We start from the raw sequence: 22,636 nt of genomic DNA, 5'->3' as shown, positions 1-22,636 counted from the left end.
GCCCCTCTCAGTCGGCGTGGCCGAGCTGGAGGTCGCGCTCGGTGCGACCGCCGCCCGCGACCTGCAGGACGGTGGCGACCGGCGGGTAGCCCGCGGCGATCACCGTGTACTCACCGGCGGCGAGGTCGACGAAGCGGAAGTGCCCGTCCGCGCCGGTGATCACCGAGTCCACGACGTTGCCGCCCGCGTCGAGCAGGGTGACGCGGGCGTCCTCCACCAGCCGCCCGCCGGTCGCGCGTACGGTCCCGCGCAGCATCGCGCCGCCCGCCAGCTCCACGTCCTGCCGGGTCTCCCTGGCGGCCTGGACCGACACCGGGAGCGCCGCGGGCCGGAAGGCGGTCGCGGTGGCGGCCAGGGTGTACTCCCCCGCCACCAGCTCGGCCAGTACGTACACCCCCTCGCGTCCGCTGCGGGCCGACGCGACCACGTCGCCGCGGACGTCGGTGAGGGTGACGATGGCGTCCCTGACCGGGGTGCCGTCCGCGGTGCGCACCGCTCCCGCGAGGCGTCCCGCGCCGCCGAGCACCACGTCCAGCTCGACCGGGCGGTCCCCCACCGTGACGCTCACGGCCTGCGGCTGGTGGCCGCCCGCGGCGGCGATCAGGACGTAACTGCCGCTGCCCGGCGTGCTCAACGCGTACCGCCCGTCGTCGGTGGTGGCGCCGCGGCCGATCTGGCGCCCGGCGATGTCGATCAGGGTGAGGGCGGCGCGGCCCACGGTGCTGCCGTCGGAGTGCTGGACGGTGCCGCAGACCGGGATGCCGCCGATGTGCGCCCGCCGGGCGCCGGGGAAGCCCCCGTCGGTGCCGTCGGCGGCCCCTGTGCCGTCCACGCCGCCGCCGAGGCCGCCGAGGCCACCGGCGCGGCCTGAGCCGCTTGTGCCGTCGAAGGGCCGGAGGGTGTCGCTGCGGGCCGCCCCGGGGGCGGTGGCGCCGTCGAAGGACGGCGGGGAGGCGGGACCGGACTGGGACACCAGGGGTTTCTCCTTGAGGAGGAAGGCGAAGAGGAAGCCGAGGACGAGCACCGGCACCAGGTAGAGGAAGATCCGCGGCATCGCGTCGGCGTAGGCGTGGATGTAGCCGTCGCGTACCGGCGCGGGGAGCGTGCGGACCAGTTGCGGGGTGACCGACTGGGGGTCGGGCAGCCGGGCGCCGTGCGGGAGTTCGACGGCGAGGCGCTTGGTGAGGCGGTTGGCGAAGAGCGTGCCGAAGACGGCCGCTCCGACCGAACCGCCGATCTGCCGGAAGTAGTTGTTGGCGCTGGTCGCCGAGCCGATGTCGGCGGGCCGCACCGAATTCTGCACGGCGAGCACCAGTACGGGCAGCACCATGCCGATGCCGAGGCCGAGCACGGCCATGTACACGCTGTACTCGGCCCGCGGGGTGTGCTCGCCCAGCCGCGACAGCAGCCACATGCCGACCGCGGAGAGGGCGCCGCCGAGGATCGGGAAGATCTTGTAGCGCCCGGTGCGGCTGATCAACTGCCCGCCGACGATGGAGGCGAGGACCACGCCGAGCATCATCGGCAGCATGAGCAGGCCGGAGCCGGTGGCGCTGGCGCCGTCCACCATCTGCAGGAACGTCGGCAGATAGCTGGCCGCACCGAACAGGGCGACGCCGACGACACCGCCGATGAGGGCGGTCGTAGTGAACACGCCGTCGCGGAACAGCCGCAGCGGGATGATCGGTTCCGCCGCGAAGCGCTCGACCACGACGAAGAGCGCCCCGCAGACCACCGCGCCGGCGCCGAGCCCGAGGATCTCGCGGGACCGCCAGCCGTACGTCGATCCGCCCCAGGTGGTCAGCAGCACCAGGCAGGTGGAGCCCGCGGCCAGCAGCAGCGCGCCGGCGACGTCGAGCCGGGGCCGTACGCCCGGCCTGGGCAGCCGCAGCACCATGCTGATGACGATCAGGGTGGCGAGGCCGAAGGGCACGTTGACGGCGAAGCACCAGCGCCAGGAGGCGTGGTCGGTGAAGAAGCCGCCGAGCAGCGGCCCGGCGACCGAGGCGAGGCCGAAGGCGGCGCCGATCAGGCCCATGTAGCGGCCGCGCTCCCGCGGCGGCACGATGTCGGCCATGATCGCCTGCACGCCGATCATGAGGCCGCCGCCGCCGATGCCCTGGACGGCGCGGAAGGCGATCAGCTCGTCCATGGTGCGCGACCAGGCGGCGAGCGCGGAGCCGACGACGAAGACCAGGATGGCGAACTGGAAGACCACCTTGCGGCCGAGGAGGTCGCCGAGCTTGCCGTAGATGGGCAGCCCGATGGTGGACGCCAGCAGGTAGGCGGTGACGACCCAGGACATCTTGTCGAGGCCGTGCAGCTCGCCGACGATCTTCGGCAGGGCGGTGGCCACGATCATCTGGTCGAGCGCGGCGAGGAGCAGCGCCAGCATCAGGCCGAGGAAGACCAGTCTGACCCGGCGCGGGGTGAGGTCGGCGGCGGGTCCGGAGGGGGGTTCAGGGGGGCCGCCCGGCTCCCCGGGCACCGATGCCGCCGGATCCTCGATCAGCGTGCTGCCACCCACTGTCACTTCCCTCGCCACTCCCGCCTCGCCTGCCTCGCCGCCGATTTCCCGCATTAGGCGACAACGACGGGCAAGCGCGGTGATTCTCAGGAAGTAGGCGAAACCACCCGTTCGTGTGGGGTGTTCACCGCGTGTACGGGCATCACGGCCGCGAGAACGGCGTCATGGCAGTGCGGGCGTCACGGGCGTACGGGCGTCACCGCGGTGCGGGCGGCGGGCCGACCGAGCCGCGGGGCTGGGAGGTCGGGGGCAGCACCTTGCGCCGGCTGCGCCTGCCCCCGCTGATCGCCTTGACGGTGCGTTCGATGACCAGGTCCACCAGCAGCTCCACCGGCCAGCGGTAGGTGGACAGCGGCGGGGTCAGCAGCCGGGACAGCGGATGGTCGTCGTAGCCGACGACCGAGATGTCGTCGGGCACCGACATGCCCAGTTCGCGGGCGCCCGAATAGACGCCGTACGCCATCGAGTCGGCCATGCACAGGAAGGCGGTCGGCGGTTCGGGCCCGGTGAGCACCGCGCGGGCGACGGCCGCGGAGCCGTCCAGGTCGTGCGGCGAGCGGTGCAGGGTGACGTGCAGCCCCAGCCCGTGGGCGACCCGGTCGGCGACCAGTTCGGCGGGCCGGTCGGGTGTGGTCAGGCCGCCGGGGGTCATGACCGCGATCCGGCGGTGGCCGTACTCGGCCAGCCCGTGCAGCGCGTCGGTGATCCCGGCTTCGTTGTCGAAGACGACCTCCGCGTGCGCGCTGGCGCCCGGCAGCCCGTCGCCGATGGAGATGAGGACGGTGCGCTGGGCGACGTCCGCCCAGTGCGCGGCCATCGGGTCGACCGGCAGCACGATGAGCGCGTCCACGCGCTGGTCGGCCAGTTGGGAGGCGAGTGTCGCCTCCAGGGCCGCGTCGTTGGACGCGTCGACGATCAGGGCGTGGCGGCCGACTTCGAGCAGCGCGCGGCCGAGCGCGGCCGCGGTGCCCTGCTGCCAGACGTCGGTGAGCGACCGGCAGAGCACGCCGATGTAGTCGGTGCGGCCCGAGGCGAGCGCGCGGGCGATGGGATCGGCCTGGTAGCCGAGGCGTTCGGCCGCTTCCCGTACGCGCTGCTGGGTCTCCGGCGGCACCTGCATCCCCCGCAGCGCGTAGGACACCGTGGCGACGGACAGCCCGGTCTCCTCAGCGACGTCGCGCTGGGTGACGCGCGGTGGACGATTCGGCACGCCGTCAGTCTAGCCATCGGCGGTTGCCGTCTTGACGGGAAGTCCGGTGAAGCGCTTCACTGAGGCGCATCACTGATGCGTTTCAGTGAAGCGCTTCACCGCAGAGAGGGGACCATGTCAGAGCAGGGTGCGACCGATGTCCACCAGCACCTGTGGCCGACCGCCTTCATCGAGGAGCTGCGGGCCCGCGACCGGCCGCCCTTCCTCGACGGCTGGACCCTGCACCTGGCCGGTGAACCGCCGTACGAAGTGGCGCCGCGGGACCACGACCCGGTGCTGCGGGCCGGACTGGACCCGGAGTTGCGGCGGATCGCGCTGTCGCTGTCCAGTCCGCTGGGCATCGAGTCGCTGCCTCCCGACGAGGCCGCCCCGCTGCTGGACGCGTGGCACTCGGGGGTGCTGGAGCTGCCCGAGCCGTTCGCCGGCTGGGCCTCCGCGCACCTCACGGAACCGGACACCGGCGGTCTCGCCGCCCTGCTCTCCGGCCGGTTGATCGGCCTTCAGGTGCCGGCGACCGCGCTGGCCACCCCGCGGGCGCTGGAGCGGCTGGCGCCGCTGCTCGCGGTCGCGGAGGCCGCGGGCAAGCCGGTACTCGTCCACCCGGGCCCCGAACCCGCGGCGGCGGAACCGCTGCCCGCCTGGTGGCCCGCGGTGGTCGGGTACGTGGGTCAGCTCCAGGCGGCCTGGTGGTCGTGGCACCTGGCGGGGCGGGCGCTCCTGCCGGCCTTGCGGATCTGCTTCGTGGCGGCGGCGGGCCTGGCCCCGGTGCACCACGAGCGGATGGCCATGCGGGGCGGCGGGCCGCTCCGGCCCGACCCCGGTGTCTTCGTGGACACCTCCTCCTACGGCCGCCAGGGGCTGGACGCCGTGGTCCGGGTGCTGGGCATCGACGCCCTCGTCCTGGGCAGCGACCGGCCGTACGCCACACCGACCGACCCGTGCATGGGCGCGGCGGCGGAGTTCGCCGTCCGCGTCCGCAATCCGCTCCACCTCATGGAAGGGGTTCGACCGTGACCACCGCTACGACGTCTCCCGAGGCCACGACGGCTCCCGAGGACCTTGACTCCGCCCCCGTCGGCCACGCCGAACCCTGGCGTGAGGTCCGCGCCTCCGTCACGCTCGACACCCTCCCGGAACGGGACCTCGACAAGCGCGAACTGCTGGAGCTGGCCTGCTCGGTGGCCGGGAACAGCGACCTGTGGCGGCAGCACGTCGTCTTCGACGGCGACCAGCGGCACTACGTCTCGCTGCACCGCGACGCCCATGTCGACGTCTGGGTGCTGTGCTGGACGCCGCAGAGCGACACCGGCTGGCACGACCACGACATCTCCTCGGGCGCCGTCGCGGTGGCCGAGGGGACGCTCGTCGAGCACAACCTGGCCGTGGACGTGCCCAGTCTGGCCACCGAGGTCCCGGCCGGGCAGGTCTACAGCTTCGGCCCCGACCACATCCACCGGCTCACCGGGCGCGACCCCGGCAGCGTGTCGATCCACGCCTATTCGCCGCCGCTGTGGCGGATGGGGCAGTACGCGGTCAGCCGTACCGGCATCCTGCGCCGTACCTCCGTGTCGTACGCGGACGAACTGCGCCCGCTCGACGACATGGCCTGAGCGCGGTGCTCGGACCGGGTCGCCGGCGGGCGGCAGCGGTTCGCGTACGGCCGGCCCGAGATGTCCGGGCCGGGGGGTGAGGGGCCTCAGCTGGTCTTGGCGAGGTCCCCGATCTCCTTGAGGTGGTACTTGGCCGCGGTCTCCTTGGTGACGACGATGGCGTCCCGGTCCTCGGCCGTCGACTGGTCGAGGACGATGAGCGGGGCCGGAGTCGCCTTCTGCAGCGCCGTGTAGACGTCGGCCGAGGTCGCCGCGGTCGACGTCTTGTCGAAGTACTGCAGCAGCACGCCGCTGTACTCGGGGATGAGGTCGATCGAACCGTCCTTGAGACCGGGGATGTAGGTCTCACGGCTGCCGATGTTCAGCTTGGTGCTGATCTTGGCGCCCTGGTCCCGTAGTGCCTCGGCGTAGATCTGCGCGAGGACCACGTTCTCCTGGAAGTTGGCCGAGCCGACCGTGATCGACACACCGGAGGCGGCGGTGCCGGGGGTGTCCAGGCCCTGCGCCTTCAGCCACTCCTTGGCGACCTTGGCCGGGTCCTGCTTGTCGGAGATGACCTTGGTGTCCAGGTCCGCGAGCCCGGTGGTGTCGAGCTTGTCGGAGACCGCCTTGAGCGTGGACTTCACACCCGGGGTGGCCTTGGCCTTGGTGATCAGCGGCAGCACGTTCTGCGCCGCGTAGAGGCTCTTGGGGTCGTCGAGGACGACGAAGCCGTTCGCCTTTATCGAGGGGTCGGTGGTGAAGATGTCGCCGGCGTCGATCTGGCCGTTCTTCAGGGCGTTGATGGTCAGCGGGCCACCGGCGTCCAGCGACTTGTACGTGCCGAAGACGACGTTGTACGTCTTCTTCAGGCCGGGCAGACCGTCGACACGGGTCTTCAGCTCCGGTGGGCCGCCCATCGTCAGCTTGCTGGCGACGGTGGCACCGCCGCCCGTACTACTGGACGAGCCGCCGCTGGTACTCGAACTGCCACTGCTGCCGCTGGCTCCGCAGGCGGCGAGAGCCAGTGCCGAGGCTCCGGCGAGGGCGAGCGTGGCCGCTCGCTTCGCGACGCGGTTCATGGTGTCTCCTTTTCGGTGGTCAACGTGAGCAACATGATCAGTGAGAAGGTGTGTTCCCGGGTGGCGCCGCGTCATACTGCCGCGGCTTGCGGCGGGGCGCCCGCGGTTTTCTCCGCCTCGGTCACGGCGGCCCCGACGGGACCCGAGGTCGACTTGCGGGAGAAGCGGCCGGACACGCCCCTGGACACCGCGAACCGCTGGGCGAGGGAGAGGGTGACGTCGACGGCGACCGCCAGCAGCGCGACGAGCAGCGCCCCGGCGTCCCGCATCGCGTGGTCCTGGCTGGCCTGGCCGTCGTAGACGAAGCGGCCGAGACCGCCGAGACCGAGGTACGCGGCGACCGTCGCGGTGGCGATCACCTGGAGGGCGGCGCTGCGGAACCCGGAGAAGATCAGCGGCAGCGCGTTGGGGAACTCGACCTGGCGCACCACCTGTCCGCCGCGCATCCCCATCCCGGCCGCCGCGTCACGCACCGCCGGATCGACGTTCTCGACACCGGCGTACGTGCTCGACAGGATCGGCGGGATGGCCATCAGCACCAGCACGGTCTCGGTCGGGATGAGATACGGGGAGCTGCCCCGGCTGTGGATGTGCGGCGAGAGCGCCACGTACAGCAGGATCAGCAGGCCCACGACGGGCAGGGCGCGCACCGCGTTGGCCGTGGAGATGATCCACCTTCCCCGGCCGGTGTGGCCGATGAGCAGTCCCGCGGGCAGTGCCAGCACCAGGGCGATCGCCAGGGCGATCAGCGAGTAGACCAGATGGGACCTGAGCTGGTCCAGGATTCCGCCGCTCATGGTCCAGTTCAGCGGATCGTTCAGCCACTTGATCATGCGCCCTTCACCGCCCTGCGCCACGGGGTCGTCAGCCAGTTCGCCAGCACGACCAGGCCGTCGAGGGCCAGGGCGAGCAGCACGCACAGCACGATGCCGAGCGCGATCGGCGGGTAGTACGGTCCGTCGACCGACAGTTGGAAGCCGGTGGTGAACAACTGGCCCAGTTCGGGGACGCCGATGGTGCCCGCGACGGCCACCAGGGAGACGTTGGCCACCACCGCGACCCGTACGCCGGAGGCGATCACCGGGACGGCCAGCGGCAGTTCCACCTTCGTCAGCCGCTGCCGCCGGGTCAGGCCCATCGCGGTCGCGGCCTGTGCCACGTCCTCGGGCACCGCGGCGAGCCCGTCGGCCACGACGCGGACCAGCAGCGCGACGGTGTAGACGGTCAGCGCCACCGCCACGTTGATCGGGTCGAGGATCTGGGTGCCGATCAGGCCCGGCATCGAGACGAAGAGCGCGATCGACGGGATGGTGTAGAGCAGCCCGGTGACGGTGATCAGCGGCGGGTACGCCCACTTGTGGCGGTTGGCCAGCCAGCCGAGCGGCAGCGAGATCAGCAGGCCCAGCACGATCGGCAGGGTCGACAGCCAGGTGTGGTACCAGAGCCAGTTGAGCACGTCGTGCTGGTGGTCGCTGAAGTAGCTGAACATCTTCCAGGGCGAGGAGTCGGAGCCGGCGAGGCCGGTGAGGCGGCCCGTCACTGCGCGCCGTCCTTCACCAGGGCGTCGCCGTCCGGCCGCGGCCCGGCCGCCAGGCGCTGCTCCTCGATCTTCGCCAGCACCTGCGAGGCGGTGACGGTGCCGAGCAGCCGTCCGTCCTCGTCGACCACGACACCGCGGCCGCTGGGCGAGGACAGCGCGGCGTCCAGGATCTCGCGCAGGGTGCCGCTCTCCACGGCGAGGGTGCCGCCGAGGTTGAGCCCGCCGGGGGTCACCTCCGCGGAGGCGTCGCCGTCGCCGTCGACACGCAGCCAGCCCTGCGGCTGGGCGTCGTCGTCCGTGACGAGCACCCAGCCGTCCTCGGCGTGGTCCCGGGCGCGGCCGAGTTCCCAGCCGACGCGTGCGGTCTTCTCGGAGTGCAGCGGCATGCTGCCCGCGCCGGCGAAGCCGAGTGCGCGGTAGCCGCGGTCACGGCCGACGAAGCCCGCCACGAAGGCGTCCGCGGGCTTGGACAGCAGCTCGGCGGGGGAGGCCAGTTGGGCGAGGTGGCCGCCGACCCGGAGCACGGCCACCTTGTCGCCGAGCTTGATGGCCTCGTCGATGTCGTGGGTGACGAACACGATGGTCTTGCCCAGTTCCGACTGCAGCCGCAGGAACTCGTTCTGCAACTGGTCGCGTACCACCGGGTCCACGGCGCTGAACGGCTCGTCCATCAGCATCACCGGCGGGTCGGCGGCCAGCGCCCTGGCCACACCGACGCGCTGCTGCTGGCCGCCGGAGAGCTGCGCCGGGTAGCGCTTGGCGAAGTGCGCGGGCAGGCCGACGCGTTCGAGCAGTTCGTACGCGCGGGCCCTGGCCGCCTTCTTGTCCTCGCCGAGCAGCAGGGGCACGGTCGCCACGTTGTCGATGATGGTGCGGTGCGGGAACAGGCCCGCGTGCTGGATGACATAGCCGATGCCGCGGCGCAGTTCGTGCGAGGGGACCGAGGCCGTGTCGCGGTCGTCCAGCAGGATCCGCCCGCTGGTCGGCTCGATCATGCGGTTGATCATCCGCAGGCTGGTGGTCTTCCCGCAGCCCGACGGCCCGACCAGGACCGTGATCTCGCCCGAGGGCGCCACCAGGTCGAGCCGGTCGACCGCGACCGTCCCGTCCGGGTAAGTTTTCGTAACCGACTCGAAGCGAATCACAAGGCGTTCACCTTTCCCGTCTGAGCTTTTGATCTGTGCTGTCAAGCCCGAGTTGATCGGCCAGCGCGCGGGCCTCGCGGGCGACGATGCGCCCGTAGGCGTGCATGGCGTCGTCGTCGATGCGGTAGCTGGGACCGAGCAGGCTGATGGCTCCGGCGATGCCGCCGGGGCGTGGAACGGGTGCGGAGACGGCGGTCACGTCGGGCTCCGTCCGGCCGCGTTCCGCGATGTAGCCCACGGCCGGGGTCAGGCCGCTGAGCGCTGCGCCCAGTGCGCCGTCGGAGAGCGGCACGGCCCGCCCGACCCAACTGGTGTGCCGTACCGAGTGGGTGCCCTCCACCGTCGCCACGTAGATGGCGGTCCCCTGGGCACCGGCCATGCCGAGGTAGGCGGACTCACCGGTGGAGGCGACGATACGGCGCAGCGCCGGTTCCGCCAGCCGCACCAGTCCCTGCCGTCCGAGCGCGGCGGCGCCGAGCTGGATGAGCCGGGGGCCCACCTGGTAGGCGCCCGCCGGGTCGCGGCGGACGAAGCCCGACGCCTCCAGGGTGCGCAGCAGGCGCAGCGCGGTGCTGACCGGCAGCCGGGCGCGGCGGGCGCACTGGGAGAGGGTGATCTCGCCCTCGGCGCAGACCTCGCCCAGCAGTCCCATGGCGCGTTCGACGGCCCGGGTGGACGCGGGCGCCGCGCGTCCCGACGGCCACGCGCCGCCGTCGGACGGCGGTTCGCCGGGCACCTCGGAAGACACCGGTCCGGTGCTCATCGGGCACCCCCTCGCCAGGTTTTCATCCAGTAGAACAGGCTTGCCATTGGGCGGTACGCTCGCACGCCGAGCGGTGGGCGGCAAGGTTCTTTCGCCGCCTGGGAAGATCGGCACACGAGCGTAATGAACGCTTAACACTTCGGCCGCCTTCGCCATGGCTGTGGCCCTGGCTGTCACGCGGGCCGGCCTGGTCGCCGCCGCACGCGTCGTGGCGCACGGCGCGGCCCCGACCGTCGTCGAGGTGGAACGGATCATGCGTTCCACCTTGCCGCTCTGCATATAGTCATGCAGAGTTGTCCCCCACTGAATGGAAGTCAATATTCCCGTACGGATGGTTCCTGATTTCAGACCACGACGCGGGACAAAGCGTCCGTTTGGAGTCGATGATCCGAAATGTTGTCTCATATTCTGGGCAAGCAGCCGCTCGACAGCGCGGGCGTGGTGCGGCTGGCGGACGGGACCGTCCGGCCGCTGCTGGACGACGCGGCGCTGGAACGCGTCGACCACGCCTACCGCACGGCCGACACACTGGTCGCCGCGGGACGGGTGTACGGGCGGACCACCGGGGTGGGCGCGAACCGGTCGGTCGAGGTCGGCGTCTCGGACGCGGCGAGCCACGGACTGCGGTTGCTGCGCAGCCACGCGGGCGGCATCGGCAACCTGCTCCCCGGCCGCCAGGTGCTGGCCATGCTCGCCGTACGGATCAACCAGCTCCTGGCGGGCGGGGCCGGGGTGCAGCCCGGAGTGGTCACCGCGCTCGCCGACGCGCTCGCCGCGGGGGTGCACCCGGCCGTCAACGAGTACGGGGCCGTGGGCACCGGCGATCTCTCCGCGCTGGCGCAGACCGGGCTGGCCCTGGCCGGGGAGCACCCCTGGCTCGACAGGTCGGGCACCGAGACCGTCGCGCCGGCGGCGGTCCCGCTGGCGGCCGGCGACGCTCTCGCGCTGATCAGCAGCAACGCCCTGACGCTCGGTCAGGCTGCCCTGGCGCACTGGGAGTTGGGCATCCTGCTGCGCGCCTCTCAGGTCGTCACCGCCCTGACGCTGCACGCCGTGGACGGGTCACTGGAGGCGTACGCCCAACCGGTGCACGCGGCCCGGCCGTACCCGGGCGCGGTCAGGACGGCCACCGAGATCCGCCGTCTGCTCGGCGCGCCGCCGCGGCCGCACCCGCCGGTGCGGCGCATCCAGGACCCGTACGGACTGCGGTGCTTCCCGCAGGTGCACGGGCCCGCGCTGGAGGCCGCCGACCAGCTCGAGCGGGTCCTGGCGGTGGAGCTCAACGCCTCCGCGGAGAATCCGCTGATCAGCGACGAGGGGCCGGAGGGCACCGGCGCCGCGTACCACCACGGCGGCTTCTTCGCGGCCCTGCCGGGCCAGGCGCTGGAGCACCTCGCGCTCGCGGTGCACCAGACGGCGCGGCTGTCCGCGGGACGGCTGGCCATCCTCGGCGAGCCGGACTTCACGGGCCTGCGCCCCTTCCTCGCCGACGACGTGACCGCGGGCTCCGGGCTGATGATCCTGGAGTACAGCGCCAATGCCGCGCTGGCCGAACTGCGCACCGCCGCCCAGCCCGCCAGCCTCGGCCACGCGGTGCTCTCCCGGGGCGTGGAGGAGGCGGCCAGCTTCGCGTCGCAGTCCGCCCGCCAGGCGCTGCGCGCGGCCGAGGCGTACCGGCTGATCCTCGGCTGCGAACTCGTCGCCGCCGTCCGGGCGCTGCGCCAGCGGGCCGCCGAGGGCGCCGCCCTCCCCGACCCCGGCTGCCCGGCCGGCCACGCCTTCGCCGCGGCCGCCGAGGCCCTCTCCCCCGAGATGACCGACCGCCCCCCGACCGGCGACGTCACCCGCGCCTGCGGCCTCCTGGACACCCTGGCCGAGATGTGACCCCCTGGGGGCGGCCCGGAACGGGTCGCCCCGCACCCTTGGCCGCGCGCGTCACCCCAGGCGCCCGACTACCTAGCAGGTGAGTAGCCCGGCCTTCCGGACCACCGGGAGAACGCGCCAAATACCCACCCAATCGCCACTTCACACGCAAATGTGGGTTGACTCACACACCCGGCGATACCTAACATGTATGTATAACAGGTCGTCCGACAGAGTGTGGCGGTAGTTCCACGGACAGCGATCCCCCGGTGCCCGAGCCGCTGCTGAGACCAGCGAGGCGCACCATGGCCGCAGCGTTCACCCTCCCTCTCCCCCTCCCACCGTGTGGAGCCGCATCACTTCCCCGGAGCACCGGGGCCAGGACCCGGTCCGGGGTCGGGTGGCCGCTGGGGGTGGCCACGGCGTCCCGCCGTGTCGTGATCACGCTCCGGGCCGAGGAGTGCCAGGTCGGCGAGGCCCGCCGGTTCGCCGCCGCGCACGCGTCCCGCTGGGGACTGTCGGAGCAGGACCTCGACTCCGTCGTCCTGATCATCGGGGAGCTGACGGCCAACGCGGCCCAGCACGGCGGAGCGGACATGACCGTGAGCCTGTGCCTGAGGAACCGGGACCTGTGCATCGACGTCGCCGACTCGGGGACGCGCGACCACCCGCGTCCCGTATCTCCCGCCGCGTGCGGGGACAGGCAGGGCGGGGACGGGGACGCGTACGACGTCGAGGACGAGCACGGCCGCGGCCTCGGCATCGTCGACCAGCTCGCCCGTTGGACGGACTTCCGCGCCGGGCGCGACGGATGGCGCTGCCGGGCCGGCCTGCGGGTCGCGCCGCTGCGATCCGCGGCTCCCGCTACAGAGTGTCGCTGAGCGTGTCCGCCAGTCGCTGGCGCACGCTCCGGGCCGCGGGCACCAGCGAGACGGCGACCGCGCCCGCGACCGCCGCCACGGCGATCGCGCACAGCACCACCGGCGGCGAGGACTGCGCGATCCCCCAGCCGATGCCGCTGGACCGGCCTTCGAGATTGATCAGCCAGTCGGTCGCCACCACTCCGGCGGCGATCCCCACCACGCTCGCGGCCAGCGCGATGAAGCCCGTGCCGCTGACGATGACCGTCATGATCTGGCGAGGGGTCAGCCCGATCGCCTTCAGGGCGAGCAGGTCGCGGCGGCGGTCCCGTTCGATCGCCGCGATGGTCGTCGACAGTTCGGCCAGACCGATGAAGCCGAGCACCACGACCAGCCCCACGATCACCCCGCGGACCGACGACAGCGCGCCCGCCGGGTTGCCGATCTCCACGACGTCGTACTGGCCGTGGGTGCTGCGGACCAGGTCGGCCCTGACCGCTCCGGGATCGGCGCCTGGTTTGAGCACCAGCTGGTAGAAGTCGGGCTGGAGCGCGGGTTCCCGGTCGCGCAGGGTGTCGAGCGAGGTGGAGATCACCCGTCCGCTGTGCTCCGGTTCGATGCTGCGCCCGACGATGTGCAGGATCTGCGGGGTGCCCCCGACGGTCATCCGCACCCAGTCTCCGACCTTGGCGTCGATCAGGTCCAGCAGCCCCTGACCCGCCACCGCCTCGTCCGGTCCGCTCGGCGGGCGGCCGTCGGCGACGGCGAAGGGGTACGGGCGGCCGTCCGTGCCGATGCCGCGCAGCCGTATCGTGCCGGTCTGGCCCGGAACCAGGGCGGCCACCTCGACACCGGGATAGGCCGCGGTCACCTCGGGACGGCCGGCCAGTAGAGGCCGTACGGAGGCCGTGTCCAGGTGGCCGCCGCGCACCGTGAGCGCGGCGGCGAGCCCCACCTGCTGGGGATGGTGCTCGAAGTCGTCGAGGGTGGTCCAGGCCCCCAGGGCCACGGTGATGAGCAGCAGCGGCACCGCGAGCCGTCCGACGGCGCCGAGGGAGCGCAGCGGGCGGTGGAAGGCGCCGCGCCATCCGAGCACCACGCCCGGCGGCAGCCGCAGCCTCAGGGCCCGCCCGACCGTGCCCGGGATCCGCCGCCCGGACGGGACCGCGGCCCGCGTGACGGGCACCGGTGGCACCCGTCCGGCCCGCCAGGCGGCCGCGGCGGTCGTGGCGGAGATGAGCAGCAGCGCGCCCGCCGGTACGGCGGCGGGTATCCAGGCGTGACCGGGGAGGGTCTGCCACAGCTGGAGCGCGTCACCGGTCCTGCCGGGCAGCCGCGGGCCGAAGACCTCGGTGAGCACCGCGCCGGCGCCCACCCCCAGCAGGGCGAGCGACAGATGCTCGATCAGGAACATCCTGACCACCTGTGCGGGGGTGAAGCCGATGGCCTTCAGGATGGAGATGTCCCGCAGGTGGCCACGGATCCTGGTGCTGATCGCCCCCGCGATGGCCAGGGCCGCGGCCAGCAGCGCGCCGAGACCGAAGGCCCCCAGCAGCAGCCCGAGGACCCGGTCGCCGCCGGTGGCCTCCGCCCGGGCCTGCTGCCAGGTGGAGACGTCCGTCACCTGGTCCGCGCCGAGCGCGGTCACCGCCCGCTGGACCGTGAAGTCGGTGTCCTGCGGATCGCTGATCCGCAGGCCGACGGTCTGGCCGAGGTGGTCGGCCCGCGGCTCGACGAGGCGGAGCGTCCCCGGCAGGACCCAGCCGATGCCCGGTGTCTCCCCCGCGCGGTACTGCGGCTCCGCGGTGTCGGCGACGCCGGTGACGCGCAGGGTACGGGCCGGGCCGCCGGGGGCCGCGACCCGCAGGGAGTCGCCGGGCTCCGCGAACAGCGCCCGCGCGGCCGAGCTCTCCAGTACGACACCGTCGCCGGACCGCGGGTCGAGCCAGTGGCCGGGGCCGACCAGCGGACGGGCCACCGTGGGCGGTGTCGGCCCCGCGGCGCGCAGCTCCACCGTCGCGCTCACCCCGCCGCGCTCGATGGTGGTGGTGGCCGTGCGGTACGGCCCCGAGACCGCCGCGACACCGCCGAGTTCCGCCAGGCCGCCGGTGTCGGCCGTCGCCTTGGTGTGGATCCAGACGTGGGCGCCGTTGGACTGGGCGAAGACGCGCTGCCAGGGATTGGCCGCGTAGTTGAGCAGGGCGCCGGCGAGCAGCAGCGAGACGATGATCCCGGCCGTCGCCAGGACGAGGAAGAACGCCTCGCCGCGCTGCGCGCGGAGGTCGGCGAGTGCCCAGCGGATCGCGGCCCGCACGGGTTCAGTCCCTCAGCTCGATCGTGCCGGAGACGCTGCCCGTGCCCCGGTCGTCGCCGCCGAACACGGTCTCGTCCACGATCCGCCCGTCGAAGAGGTTGATCACCCGGTCCGCGGCGCTCGCCATCCGCGCGTCATGGGTCACCAGCACGATCGTCTGCCCGCGCGAGTGGAAGCGGGAGAGCAGTCTGAGCACCTCCCGGGTGCCCTTGCTGTCCAGGCTGCCCGCGGGTTCGTCCGCGAGCAGCAGGGCGGGGTGGTTGACCAGGGCGCGGGCGAGCGCCACGCGCTGCTGCTGACCGCCGGAGAGCTCGCTGGGCATGCTGGCCTCCTTGCCCTCCAGGCCGAGGTCGGCGACCAGTTCGGTCCGGCTGTCGCGGGCCTGCCGGGGTGAGGCACCGGCGAGCAGCGCGGGCAGCTCGATGTTGTCGGCCACCGTCAGGTTGGAGATCAGGTTGAAGAACTGGAAGACGATGCCGATACGGCGGCGCCGCAGCACGGCCCACCGCGCCTCGCTGAAGGAGTCGACCTCGCGGCCGTCCAGCCAGATCCGGCCGCTGTCCGGCCGGTCGAGGCCCCCCAGCAGGTGGAGCAGTGTGGACTTGCCCGCCCCGGAGGGCCCCATGACGGCGACGAACTCACCGCGGCCGACGCACAGGTCCACACCGCGTACGGCCTTGACGGGGGTGCCGTTGGCCTGGTGGGTCTTGACCAGGCCCGCTGCCCGCACGAGGGGTTCCGGAACGGAATCGGTGGTCTCGGCGGCGTCGTCCTGCCGGACCTGGCGGCTCATTCCATCTCCTCCTGGCACCGCTCCAACCAGTCGAGGTCGGCTTGCAGGTGGAGCATCGCGCCCTCGATGAGCAGGTGCGCGAACCGGTTGTCCGGATCCTCGGCCGCGGCGATTCTCGACAGGTCCCGCATCGCGTTCAGGTAATGCCGGCGCTGCTTGTTGATCAGCGCCACCTGGCGGCCGGGCTCGGGGGCCAGGACGAGCTTCATGAAGACCTCGTCCCGCACGCGCGGCTCGTCGGTCAGCTCCTCGAACCAGCCCGCCACCGCTTCGTCTCCCGCGGGGGTCAGCCGGTAAATACGTTTGTTCGGCCGATTCGCCTGGACGACGTCCTGTCCCTCGATCAGCCTGGCCTTTTCCAGGCGCCCCAGAGTAACATATATCTGCCCAATATTCGGCGACGGATAGGCTGCGCCCAGAAGCTTTTCGAGGGCCTGCTTGAGTTCGTATCCATGGGCAGGACCCCGTGCGAGGAGTGCGAGGAGAGGCATTCGCACAATGCCTCCTCCTTTCCCGCGGATACCTTCCCGTTGACTAGAATCCTCCGGCTCCGCGTCGGCTCCGCCCTCGGGATACCGTGACATCCATTATCCCGTATAGCTAACGGGTATGCAGGGCCCGGGGCGGCGGCGGTGACCGGTGGGGTGAGGAGAGAGCGATGCCGCGGTCGCGCGCCCTGCGCAGGGCCCTCGTCGCGGGCACGCTCGTCCTGGCCGGCGTGGCCGGCGCGTGCGCCCCGTCCGGGCGGACCACGGACACCCCGGACGGCCGCGGCCCGCTCACCCTGGTGACGGGCGCCGATCTGAGCGGCTATCTGCGCGGCGTCCTCGACGACTGGGACCGCTCGCATCCGGCCGAGAAGGTGACCCTCGTCGAACTGCCGCAGGCCGCGGACGAGGTCCGCGCGCAGATGGCCACCAGCCTGCGGTCCGGAAGCGACCGCTACGACGTTCTCAATATCGACGTGGCATGGAACACCGAATTCGCCGCCGCGGGCTGGCTGGCCCCCTTGGACGCCGCCCGCTTCCCGACAAAGGAATTCCTGCCGCCCGTGGTGAACACCGCCACCTACAACGGCCGGCTGTACGCCCTCCCCTACGTCACGAACGCCGGCCTGCTCTATTACCGCAAGGACATCCTGGACCGGGAGGGCGACAAGCCGCCGCGCACCTGGTCCGAACTGGAACACCTGGCGAAGACCGTCGCCCCGAAATACGGACTGGACGGCTACGCGGGCCAGTTCCTGCCGTACGAGGGGCTGACGGTCAATGCCGCGGAGGCCGTGCAGTCGGCCGGCGGGTCGTTCCTGGCGGACGACGGCAGGCGGGTGACCGTCGACTCACCCCAGGCGCTGAAGGGCATCGCGTTCCTGGCGGACGGCGTCCGGGACGGCTGGATCCCGAAGGAGGCGCTGACGTACAAGGAGGAGGAGTCCCGGAAGGCGTTCCAGGACGGCAGGCTGCTGTTCCTGCGCAACTGGCCCTACGTCCACGCCCTGGCCGAGCGCCCGGACTCGAAGGTGGCGGGCAAGTTCGGGGTGGTCCCCCTGCCGGGCCCGGACGGACCGGCCGCGAGCATCCTCGGCGGGTCGAACCTCGCGATCAACGCGCATTCCCGGCACAAGGAGTCGGCGGCCGAGTTCCTCGGCTACATGACGAGCAGGGCGGTCCAGCGGCAGGTCCTCACCAAGGGAGCGCTGCCGCCGGTGTGGGCGGACCTCTACAGCGACCCGGCGCTGGTACGGCAGTTCCCGTACCTGCCCACGCTCCGCAAGAGCGTGCTCGCGGCCCAGCCCCGCCCGAAGAGCCCCCGCTACGAGCAGGTGGACCTGGCGATCCAGGCCGTCATGCAGGACGCGATGGCGCAGCGGGAGACACCGGCGCAGGCCGTCGCCCGCCTGGCGCGCGAGCTCCACGCGATCGCCGCGCGCCACTGACGGCCGACAGCGCGGTCCGCTACTTCTCGACGTCCGCGGCCAGCGCGGCAAGCACCGAGTCGTAGATGCCGTTCAGGCCCTTGGGGGCGAAGGTGCGCTCGAAGAAGCCGCCGATGCCGCCGGCGCCCTGCCAGGTGGTGGTGGTGACGACCTTGCTGCGGCCTTCACCTGAAGGGGTGACTGTCCAGGTGGTGACCATGGAGGAGTTGCGGTCGGTCTCCACGAGCTGGCCCGCGGTGGGCGCGGTGACGTCGAAGAGGCAGTCGCGGACGCGCTTGCTGGTGGCCTGCAGCTTCCAGTGCACGAGCGTGCCCGCGCCGTGGCCGCCCTCCCGGACCTCGTACTCGCTGAACTGCTCAGGGAGCACCCGGCCGCGGGTGCCCGCGTAGTCGGCGAGGGCGTCGTACACCCGCTCCGGCTCCGCCGCGACGATCCGCTCCGTGGTGGCCTCGACCAGCGCCATGACTTCTCCTCAGGTCCGTTTCCGCGCGCGATCTTCACGCACCGCACAAGCCAACCACACCCGGATTTCGAATCTGTGTTCTATTATGGGGTGACGGACGACCGAAGGAGGGCGCGATGCGCTGGGACCACCTGGGGGACGACGGCTCCGCGGCCGACACCCCCGCGGCGCTCTTCGGTACGGAGGCGGTCGTCACCCGCACCTTCGACACCCCCGGCTTCCGCGGCATCACCTTCCACGAGGTGCGGGCCCGGTCGATCCTCAACCGGGTGCCGGGCGCCTCCCGAATGCCCTTCGAGTGGACGCTGAACCCGTACCGCGGGTGCAGCCACGCCTGCGTCTACTGCTTCGCGCGCAAGACGCACAGCTATCTCGACCTGGACACCGGGCTCGGCTTCGACTCACAGATCGTGGTGAAGACCAACGCGCCGGAGCTGCTGCGCCGTGAGCTGGCGTCGGCGCGCTGGCACGGCGAGCACATCGCGATGGGCACCAACGTGGACGTCTACCAGCGCGCCGAGGGGCGGTACGCCCTGATGCCCGGCATCCTCACGGCGCTGCGCGACTACGCCAACCCCTTCTCGATCCTCACCAAGGGCTCGCTGATCCTCCGCGACCTGGAACTGCTGCGGCAGGCCGCCCGCGTCACCGACGTGTCCATCGCGCTCTCGGTCGGCTTCACCGACGGGGACCTGTGGCGCAGCGTGGAGCCGGGCACGCCTTCCCCCGAGACCCGGCTGGCGGTCTGCCGCACCCTCGCCCAGAACGGCATACCCCCGACGGTCCTGATGGCCCCGGTGCTGCCCTTCCTCAGCGACACCCCGGAGCAGCTGCGCGCGACGGTGCGCGCCATCGCCGCCGCGGGCGCCACCTCGATCACCCCGCTCGTGCTCCATCTGCGGCCGGGCGCCCGCGAGTGGTACACCGCCTGGCTGCGGCAGCACCACCCGCACCTGGTGCGGCGTTACGAGGCGCTGTACGCGGGCGGCTCCTACGCCCCCACGTGGTACCAGCGCCGGATCACCCGCCAGGTGCACGAGTTCGCCACCGAGTTCGGTTGCGGCCCGGCCCGGCGGGACGCCGGTGAGCGGCTGCGGGCGGCGGGTGAGGCCGCGGGCGGCCGGGCGGCCGAGGCGGTGCCCGCGCCGGGAGGCGCGCCCTCCGCCGACACCCAGCTCACACTGCTGTGAAAGCCTTCTAGGCTCTGCCCTATGGTTCACATACGGGTGATGACGGGGGCCGACATCCAGGCCGTGTCCACGATCCGGGTACGGGGCTGGCAGAGCGCGTATGTCGGGATCGTGCCGCAGTGCTTTCTCGACAAGATGTCGGTGACGCGGGACGCGGCCGAGCGACGCAGGTTCTTCGCCAAGTCGGCGGGCCGCGTGCACAATCTGGTCGCCGAGTCGGCGGACGGCCAACTGGCGGGCTGGGCGTCACTGGGGCCGTACCGCAGCCATGAGTTCCCGGCGGGCGTCGGGGAGTTGTACGCCCTCTACGTGCACCCCGACCGGATCGGCACCGGTGTCGGCCGGGCGCTGATCACCGCCGCGCTGGACCGGGCGACCGAACTCGGCTGGGACCGCCTGCTGTTGTGGGTCCTGGCCGAGAACACCCGCGCCCGCGACTTCTACGCGCGCGCGGGCTTCACCCCGGACGGCGCCGAGACGGTCGACGACTGCGACGGCGTCCCGCTGCGCGAAGTGCGCTACGCGCGCGATCTGTAGTGCGGCGTGCCGCGCGCGGCGGCGACCCCGTGCCACGGCCCGTCTGTCGGAACGCCGACCGCGCGCGGCGCGTGGCCCGCGCGGCAATCCGCGGCCCTCAGCCGCCCGCGAGAGCGACCTGCGCCGCTTCGGCCAGTGGTGGGTGGGCGCCGGCGGCGCGGAGGGCCTGCTCGGCGGGTGGGTGGGAGGTGGCCGCGGACAGTTCGCCGAGGCCCTGCACGCAGGCCAGGGCGATCCGCTGGTGCGGCAGGGGGGCGGGAGGGGCGGGGGGCCCGGAGACGAGGCGGGTCAGGGTGGTGGTGAGGGCGGGGACCGCCTCGGGGGCGCGCAGCCGGACGAGGAGGCGGATGGCCGGGAGGGCGTAGGCGACCCGTAGCGGGTTGGTGGCGAGGGCCGCGGCCGCGCGGCCGGTACGGGGGTCGCCGAGCAGGGCCAGCGCTTCGGCCGCGCGGCTCGCGCGCGTCTCGTCGCGGTAGTTGAGCAGCAGCGCCAGCGTCTCGAAGGCCCGCCGGTCACCGGCTCGGGCCAGCTCCGTCGCCGCGGCCTCCCGGCTCTCCAGCGGTTGGCCGGGCGCGGTGAGGACGAGCGCCAGCCGGTCCCGGGTGGATAAGTCCATCCGACCACAGTAGGGCTTCGCGGCGGGCCGCCGCCGGGTCCGCGCACGGGCGCCGGGACCGTGTCGCGCGATGTCGCGGGACGCTCATCTGTGGGCGGCCCAAATCACATGGGCGCAGGGGTGGCGCGGAAGTTACCCGCCGGTTACCCTCGGACCAACGTGCACAGCGGTTTGGTGACGCAACCGCCGGGCACAGCACCACCACGTCGGTTCTGCAACATCGCGGCGCGGCCCCGGGACAGGGCCCGCCAACTCTTCGCGCGGGCGCGCCCGATCCAGGCCACTCGCCCGCGACTCCACCCTCATCTCAGCCGTGCGCGCGCGTTCGCGCCCCGGCATCCCAGCACTTGGAGTCCCGCGATGGACCGTCCGTCCACATCTTCCGCGTCCCCTTCCTCAGCCACCGCCTCCCCCTGGGTCGTCGCCATCGTCGGCCTGGGCACCATGGGCACCGGCATCGCCGAGGTCCTGACCCGTGCGGGCCACGAGGTCGTCGGCATCGACACCGACGCCGCCGCCGCGCGCCGCGCCGTGACCGCCCTGGAGCGCTCCACGGCGCACTCCGTCGAGCGCGGCCGGTTCTCCGAGGCGGAGCGCGCCGACGCGCTCGCCCGGTTCCGTACCTTCCCCGACCTGCAGGCCGTCGCGGAGGCCGACCTGGTGATCGAGGTGGTCGACGAGCGCTACGAGACCAAGCGGGACGTGTTCACCGCGCTGGACGCGCTGGTCAAGCCCGGCGCGATCCTGGCCACCGGCACCAACGCGCTGTCGGTGACCCGGCTGGCCGCCGAGACCGCCCGCCCCGACCGGGTGCTCGGCCTGCACTTCTTCGCCCCCGCGCCGGCCATGAAGCTGGTCGAGGTGGTCTCCACCGTGCTGACCGCGCCCGAGGCGACCGCGGCGGTCACCGAGCTGGTGCGCACCCTCGACAAGGAGCCCGTCCCGGTCGGCGACCGGCCCGGATTCATCGCCGACGGGCTGCTGTTCGGCTATCTCAACCAGGCCGCGGCGATGTACGAGGCGCGGTACGCCACCCGGGAGGACATCGACGCGGCGATGCGGCTGGGCTGCGGCCTGCCGATGGGCCCGCTGGCGCTGCTCGACCTGATCGGCGTCGACACCGCGACCACCGTCCTGGAGGCGATGTTCGAGGCGTCCCGCGACCGGCTGCACGCCCCCGCGCCGATCCTCAAGCAGCTCACCGCGGCGGGGCTGCTGGGCCGTAAGTCGGGGCGCGGCTTCTACAGCTACGAGGCACCGGGCAGCACGGCCGTGGTGCCCGACGCGGAGACGCCCGGCGACAGCCACGCGCGGGTCTCGGGGCGGATCGTGCGCACCGTGGGCGTCGCGGGCTCCGGCACCATGGCGACCGGTATCGCCGAGGTGTTCGCCAAGGCGGGCTTCGACGTGGTGCTGGCCGCCCGCAGCCAGGAGAAGGCGGACACCGCGGTGGCGCGGCTGGCCGGTTCGCTGGACCGCTCGGTCGCCAAGGGGCGGCTGACCCAGGAGCAGCGCGACCAGGCGGTGGCGCGGGTGACCCCGGCCGGGTCGTACGACGCCTTCGCGGACGCCGATCTGGTGGTGGAGGCGGTGGCCGAGGACCTGCTGGTCAAGCAGCAGCTCTTCCAGACGCTGGACAAGGTCTGCAAGCCGGGCGCGGTGCTGGCCACCACCACCTCGTCGCTTCCGGTGGTCGCCATCGCGCGCGCCACCGGCCGCCCGCAGGACGTCGTGGGGATGCACTTCTTCAACCCGGCGCCCGCGATGAAGCTGGTCGAGGTGGTCCGCACCGTGCTGACCGCCGACGACGTGGTCGCCACCGTGCACGAGGCCTGCGCGGCGGTCCGCAAGCACGCGGTGGACTGCGGCGACCGGGCGGGGTTCATCGTCAACGCGCTGCTGTTCCCGTACCTCAACAACGCGGTGAAGATGGTGCAGGACCACTACGCGAGCGTCGACGACATCGACGCGGCGATGAAGCTCGGCGGCGGCTACCCGATGGGCCCGTTCGAGCTGCTGGACGTGGTGGGCCTCGATGTCTCGCTGGCGATCGAGCAGGTGCTGCACGAGGAGTTCCGCGACCCGGGCCTGGCGCCCGCGCCGCTGCTGGAGCACCTGGTGTCCGCGGGCTGCCTGGGCCGCAAGACCGGCCGCGGCTTCCGCGAGTATGCCCGGCGCTGACCGTTCCGGCGGGCGTGGACGCGGGCA

At 72.6% G+C, this 22,636-nt stretch carries 20 protein-coding genes; 8 read left to right on the top strand and 12 right to left on the bottom strand.

The genetic code is table 11. The annotated features are described in order from the left end of the window. Positions 1 to 7: 7 nt before the first annotated feature. Positions 8 to 2,527, bottom strand: coding sequence for an MFS transporter (locus AB0M29_RS06515; protein ID WP_365379791.1), 2,520 nt, complete (start codon positions 2,525 to 2,527; stop codon positions 8 to 10). A 196-nt stretch (positions 2,528 to 2,723) separates the two neighbouring features. Next, complete coding sequence (locus AB0M29_RS06510; RefSeq protein WP_365379788.1) at positions 2,724 to 3,737, bottom strand: LacI family DNA-binding transcriptional regulator; 1,014 nt, start codon at positions 3,735 to 3,737, stop codon at positions 2,724 to 2,726. 114 nt (positions 3,738 to 3,851) lie between these two features. On the opposite strand from AB0M29_RS06510, the gene AB0M29_RS06505 reads away from it, so the two are divergent. Together AB0M29_RS06505 and AB0M29_RS06500 are read left to right on the top strand one after the other, a co-directional pair. After that, positions 3,852 to 4,751, top strand: coding sequence for an amidohydrolase (locus AB0M29_RS06505; RefSeq protein ID WP_365379785.1), 900 nt, complete (start codon positions 3,852 to 3,854; stop codon positions 4,749 to 4,751). Continuing rightward, complete coding sequence (locus AB0M29_RS06500) at positions 4,748 to 5,347, top strand: cysteine dioxygenase family protein (protein ID WP_365379782.1); 600 nt, start codon at positions 4,748 to 4,750, stop codon at positions 5,345 to 5,347. Before AB0M29_RS06505 ends, AB0M29_RS06500 begins: the two co-directional genes overlap by 4 nt. A gap of 86 nt (positions 5,348 to 5,433) precedes the next feature. Here AB0M29_RS06500 and AB0M29_RS06495 read toward each other — a convergent pair whose 3' ends face one another. The 5 genes from AB0M29_RS06495 to AB0M29_RS06475 all read right to left on the bottom strand — a co-directional run bounded on the left by AB0M29_RS06495 (position 5,434) and on the right by AB0M29_RS06475 (position 9,856). Beyond that, a complete protein-coding gene (locus tag AB0M29_RS06495; RefSeq protein WP_365379779.1) occupies positions 5,434 to 6,408 on the bottom strand; it encodes a glycine betaine ABC transporter substrate-binding protein in 975 nt (324 codons plus the stop codon). A gap of 71 nt (positions 6,409 to 6,479) precedes the next feature. Continuing rightward, the gene (locus AB0M29_RS06490; protein ID WP_365379776.1) at positions 6,480 to 7,241 is read right to left on the bottom strand and encodes an ABC transporter permease; all 762 of its coding nucleotides are present in this window, start codon (positions 7,239 to 7,241) and stop codon (positions 6,480 to 6,482) included. Next, a complete protein-coding gene (locus AB0M29_RS06485; RefSeq protein WP_365379773.1) occupies positions 7,238 to 7,948 on the bottom strand; it encodes an ABC transporter permease in 711 nt (236 codons plus the stop codon). Before AB0M29_RS06485 ends, AB0M29_RS06490 begins: the two co-directional genes overlap by 4 nt. Beyond that, positions 7,945 to 9,093 (bottom strand): ABC transporter ATP-binding protein, encoded by a 1,149-nt coding sequence (locus AB0M29_RS06480; RefSeq protein WP_365379770.1) that lies wholly within the window; start codon positions 9,091 to 9,093, stop codon positions 7,945 to 7,947. Before AB0M29_RS06480 ends, AB0M29_RS06485 begins: the two co-directional genes overlap by 4 nt. A gap of 7 nt (positions 9,094 to 9,100) precedes the next feature. Next, a complete protein-coding gene (locus AB0M29_RS06475) occupies positions 9,101 to 9,856 on the bottom strand; it encodes a helix-turn-helix domain-containing protein (protein WP_365379767.1) in 756 nt (251 codons plus the stop codon). Between the two features lie 393 nt (positions 9,857 to 10,249). On the opposite strand from AB0M29_RS06475, the gene AB0M29_RS06470 reads away from it, so the two are divergent. Then, positions 10,250 to 11,740 (top strand): aromatic amino acid ammonia-lyase, encoded by a 1,491-nt coding sequence (locus AB0M29_RS06470; RefSeq protein ID WP_365379764.1) that lies wholly within the window; start codon positions 10,250 to 10,252, stop codon positions 11,738 to 11,740. A 416-nt stretch (positions 11,741 to 12,156) separates the two neighbouring features. Next, positions 12,157 to 12,600 (top strand): ATP-binding protein, encoded by a 444-nt coding sequence (locus AB0M29_RS06465; protein ID WP_365379761.1) that lies wholly within the window; start codon positions 12,157 to 12,159, stop codon positions 12,598 to 12,600. Here the strand turns inward: AB0M29_RS06465 and AB0M29_RS06460 are convergent. Genes AB0M29_RS06460 through AB0M29_RS06450 form a run of 3 tightly spaced genes read right to left on the bottom strand, consistent with a single transcriptional unit; the run spans position 12,584 to position 16,183 of the window. Further along, positions 12,584 to 14,893, bottom strand: a complete 2,310-nt coding sequence (locus AB0M29_RS06460) for an FtsX-like permease family protein (protein WP_365379759.1) — start codon at positions 14,891 to 14,893, stop codon at positions 12,584 to 12,586. The genes AB0M29_RS06465 and AB0M29_RS06460 overlap by 17 nt on opposite strands. 4 nt (positions 14,894 to 14,897) lie before the next feature. Then, the gene (locus AB0M29_RS06455; RefSeq protein WP_365379756.1) at positions 14,898 to 15,686 is read right to left on the bottom strand and encodes an ABC transporter ATP-binding protein; all 789 of its coding nucleotides are present in this window, start codon (positions 15,684 to 15,686) and stop codon (positions 14,898 to 14,900) included. Further along, entirely contained in the window at positions 15,683 to 16,183 is a 501-nt protein-coding gene (locus AB0M29_RS06450) for a PadR family transcriptional regulator (protein WP_365379754.1), read from the bottom strand. The genes AB0M29_RS06455 and AB0M29_RS06450 overlap by 4 nt, the downstream gene beginning before the upstream one ends. Positions 16,184 to 16,344: 161 nt before the next feature. On the opposite strand from AB0M29_RS06450, the gene AB0M29_RS06445 reads away from it, so the two are divergent. Continuing rightward, entirely contained in the window at positions 16,345 to 17,622 is a 1,278-nt protein-coding gene (locus tag AB0M29_RS06445; RefSeq protein WP_365379751.1) for an ABC transporter substrate-binding protein, read from the top strand. 19 nt (positions 17,623 to 17,641) lie between these two features. Here AB0M29_RS06445 and AB0M29_RS06440 read toward each other — a convergent pair whose 3' ends face one another. After that, positions 17,642 to 18,085: an SRPBCC family protein gene (locus AB0M29_RS06440; protein ID WP_365379748.1), complete on the bottom strand. Its 444-nt coding sequence runs from the start codon at positions 18,083 to 18,085 to the stop codon at positions 17,642 to 17,644. Positions 18,086 to 18,201: 116 nt separating this feature from the next. Here AB0M29_RS06440 and AB0M29_RS06435 point away from each other — a divergent pair, with 116 nt between their 5' ends. Further along, positions 18,202 to 19,275: an Rv2578c family radical SAM protein gene (locus AB0M29_RS06435; protein WP_365379747.1), complete on the top strand. Its 1,074-nt coding sequence runs from the start codon at positions 18,202 to 18,204 to the stop codon at positions 19,273 to 19,275. 21 nt (positions 19,276 to 19,296) lie between these two features. Next, on the top strand, positions 19,297 to 19,812 hold the full coding sequence (locus AB0M29_RS06430; RefSeq protein WP_365379745.1) for a GNAT family N-acetyltransferase: 516 nt from the start codon (positions 19,297 to 19,299) through the stop codon (positions 19,810 to 19,812). 97 nt (positions 19,813 to 19,909) lie between these two features. Here the strand turns inward: AB0M29_RS06430 and AB0M29_RS06425 are convergent, their stop codons facing one another. Further along, positions 19,910 to 20,428 (bottom strand): adenylosuccinate lyase, encoded by a 519-nt coding sequence (locus AB0M29_RS06425; protein ID WP_365379743.1) that lies wholly within the window; start codon positions 20,426 to 20,428, stop codon positions 19,910 to 19,912. 360 nt (positions 20,429 to 20,788) lie between these two features. Here AB0M29_RS06425 and AB0M29_RS06420 point away from each other — a divergent pair, with 360 nt between their 5' ends. After that, on the top strand, positions 20,789 to 22,609 hold the full coding sequence (locus AB0M29_RS06420) for a 3-hydroxybutyryl-CoA dehydrogenase (RefSeq protein WP_365379741.1): 1,821 nt from the start codon (positions 20,789 to 20,791) through the stop codon (positions 22,607 to 22,609). Positions 22,610 to 22,636 lie beyond the last annotated feature (27 nt).

Source organism: Streptomyces sp. NPDC051976 (assembly GCF_040680795.1).
GTDB lineage: Bacteria > Actinomycetota > Actinomycetes > Streptomycetales > Streptomycetaceae > Actinacidiphila.
This window is presented reverse-complemented; position numbering and strand designations above follow the sequence as displayed.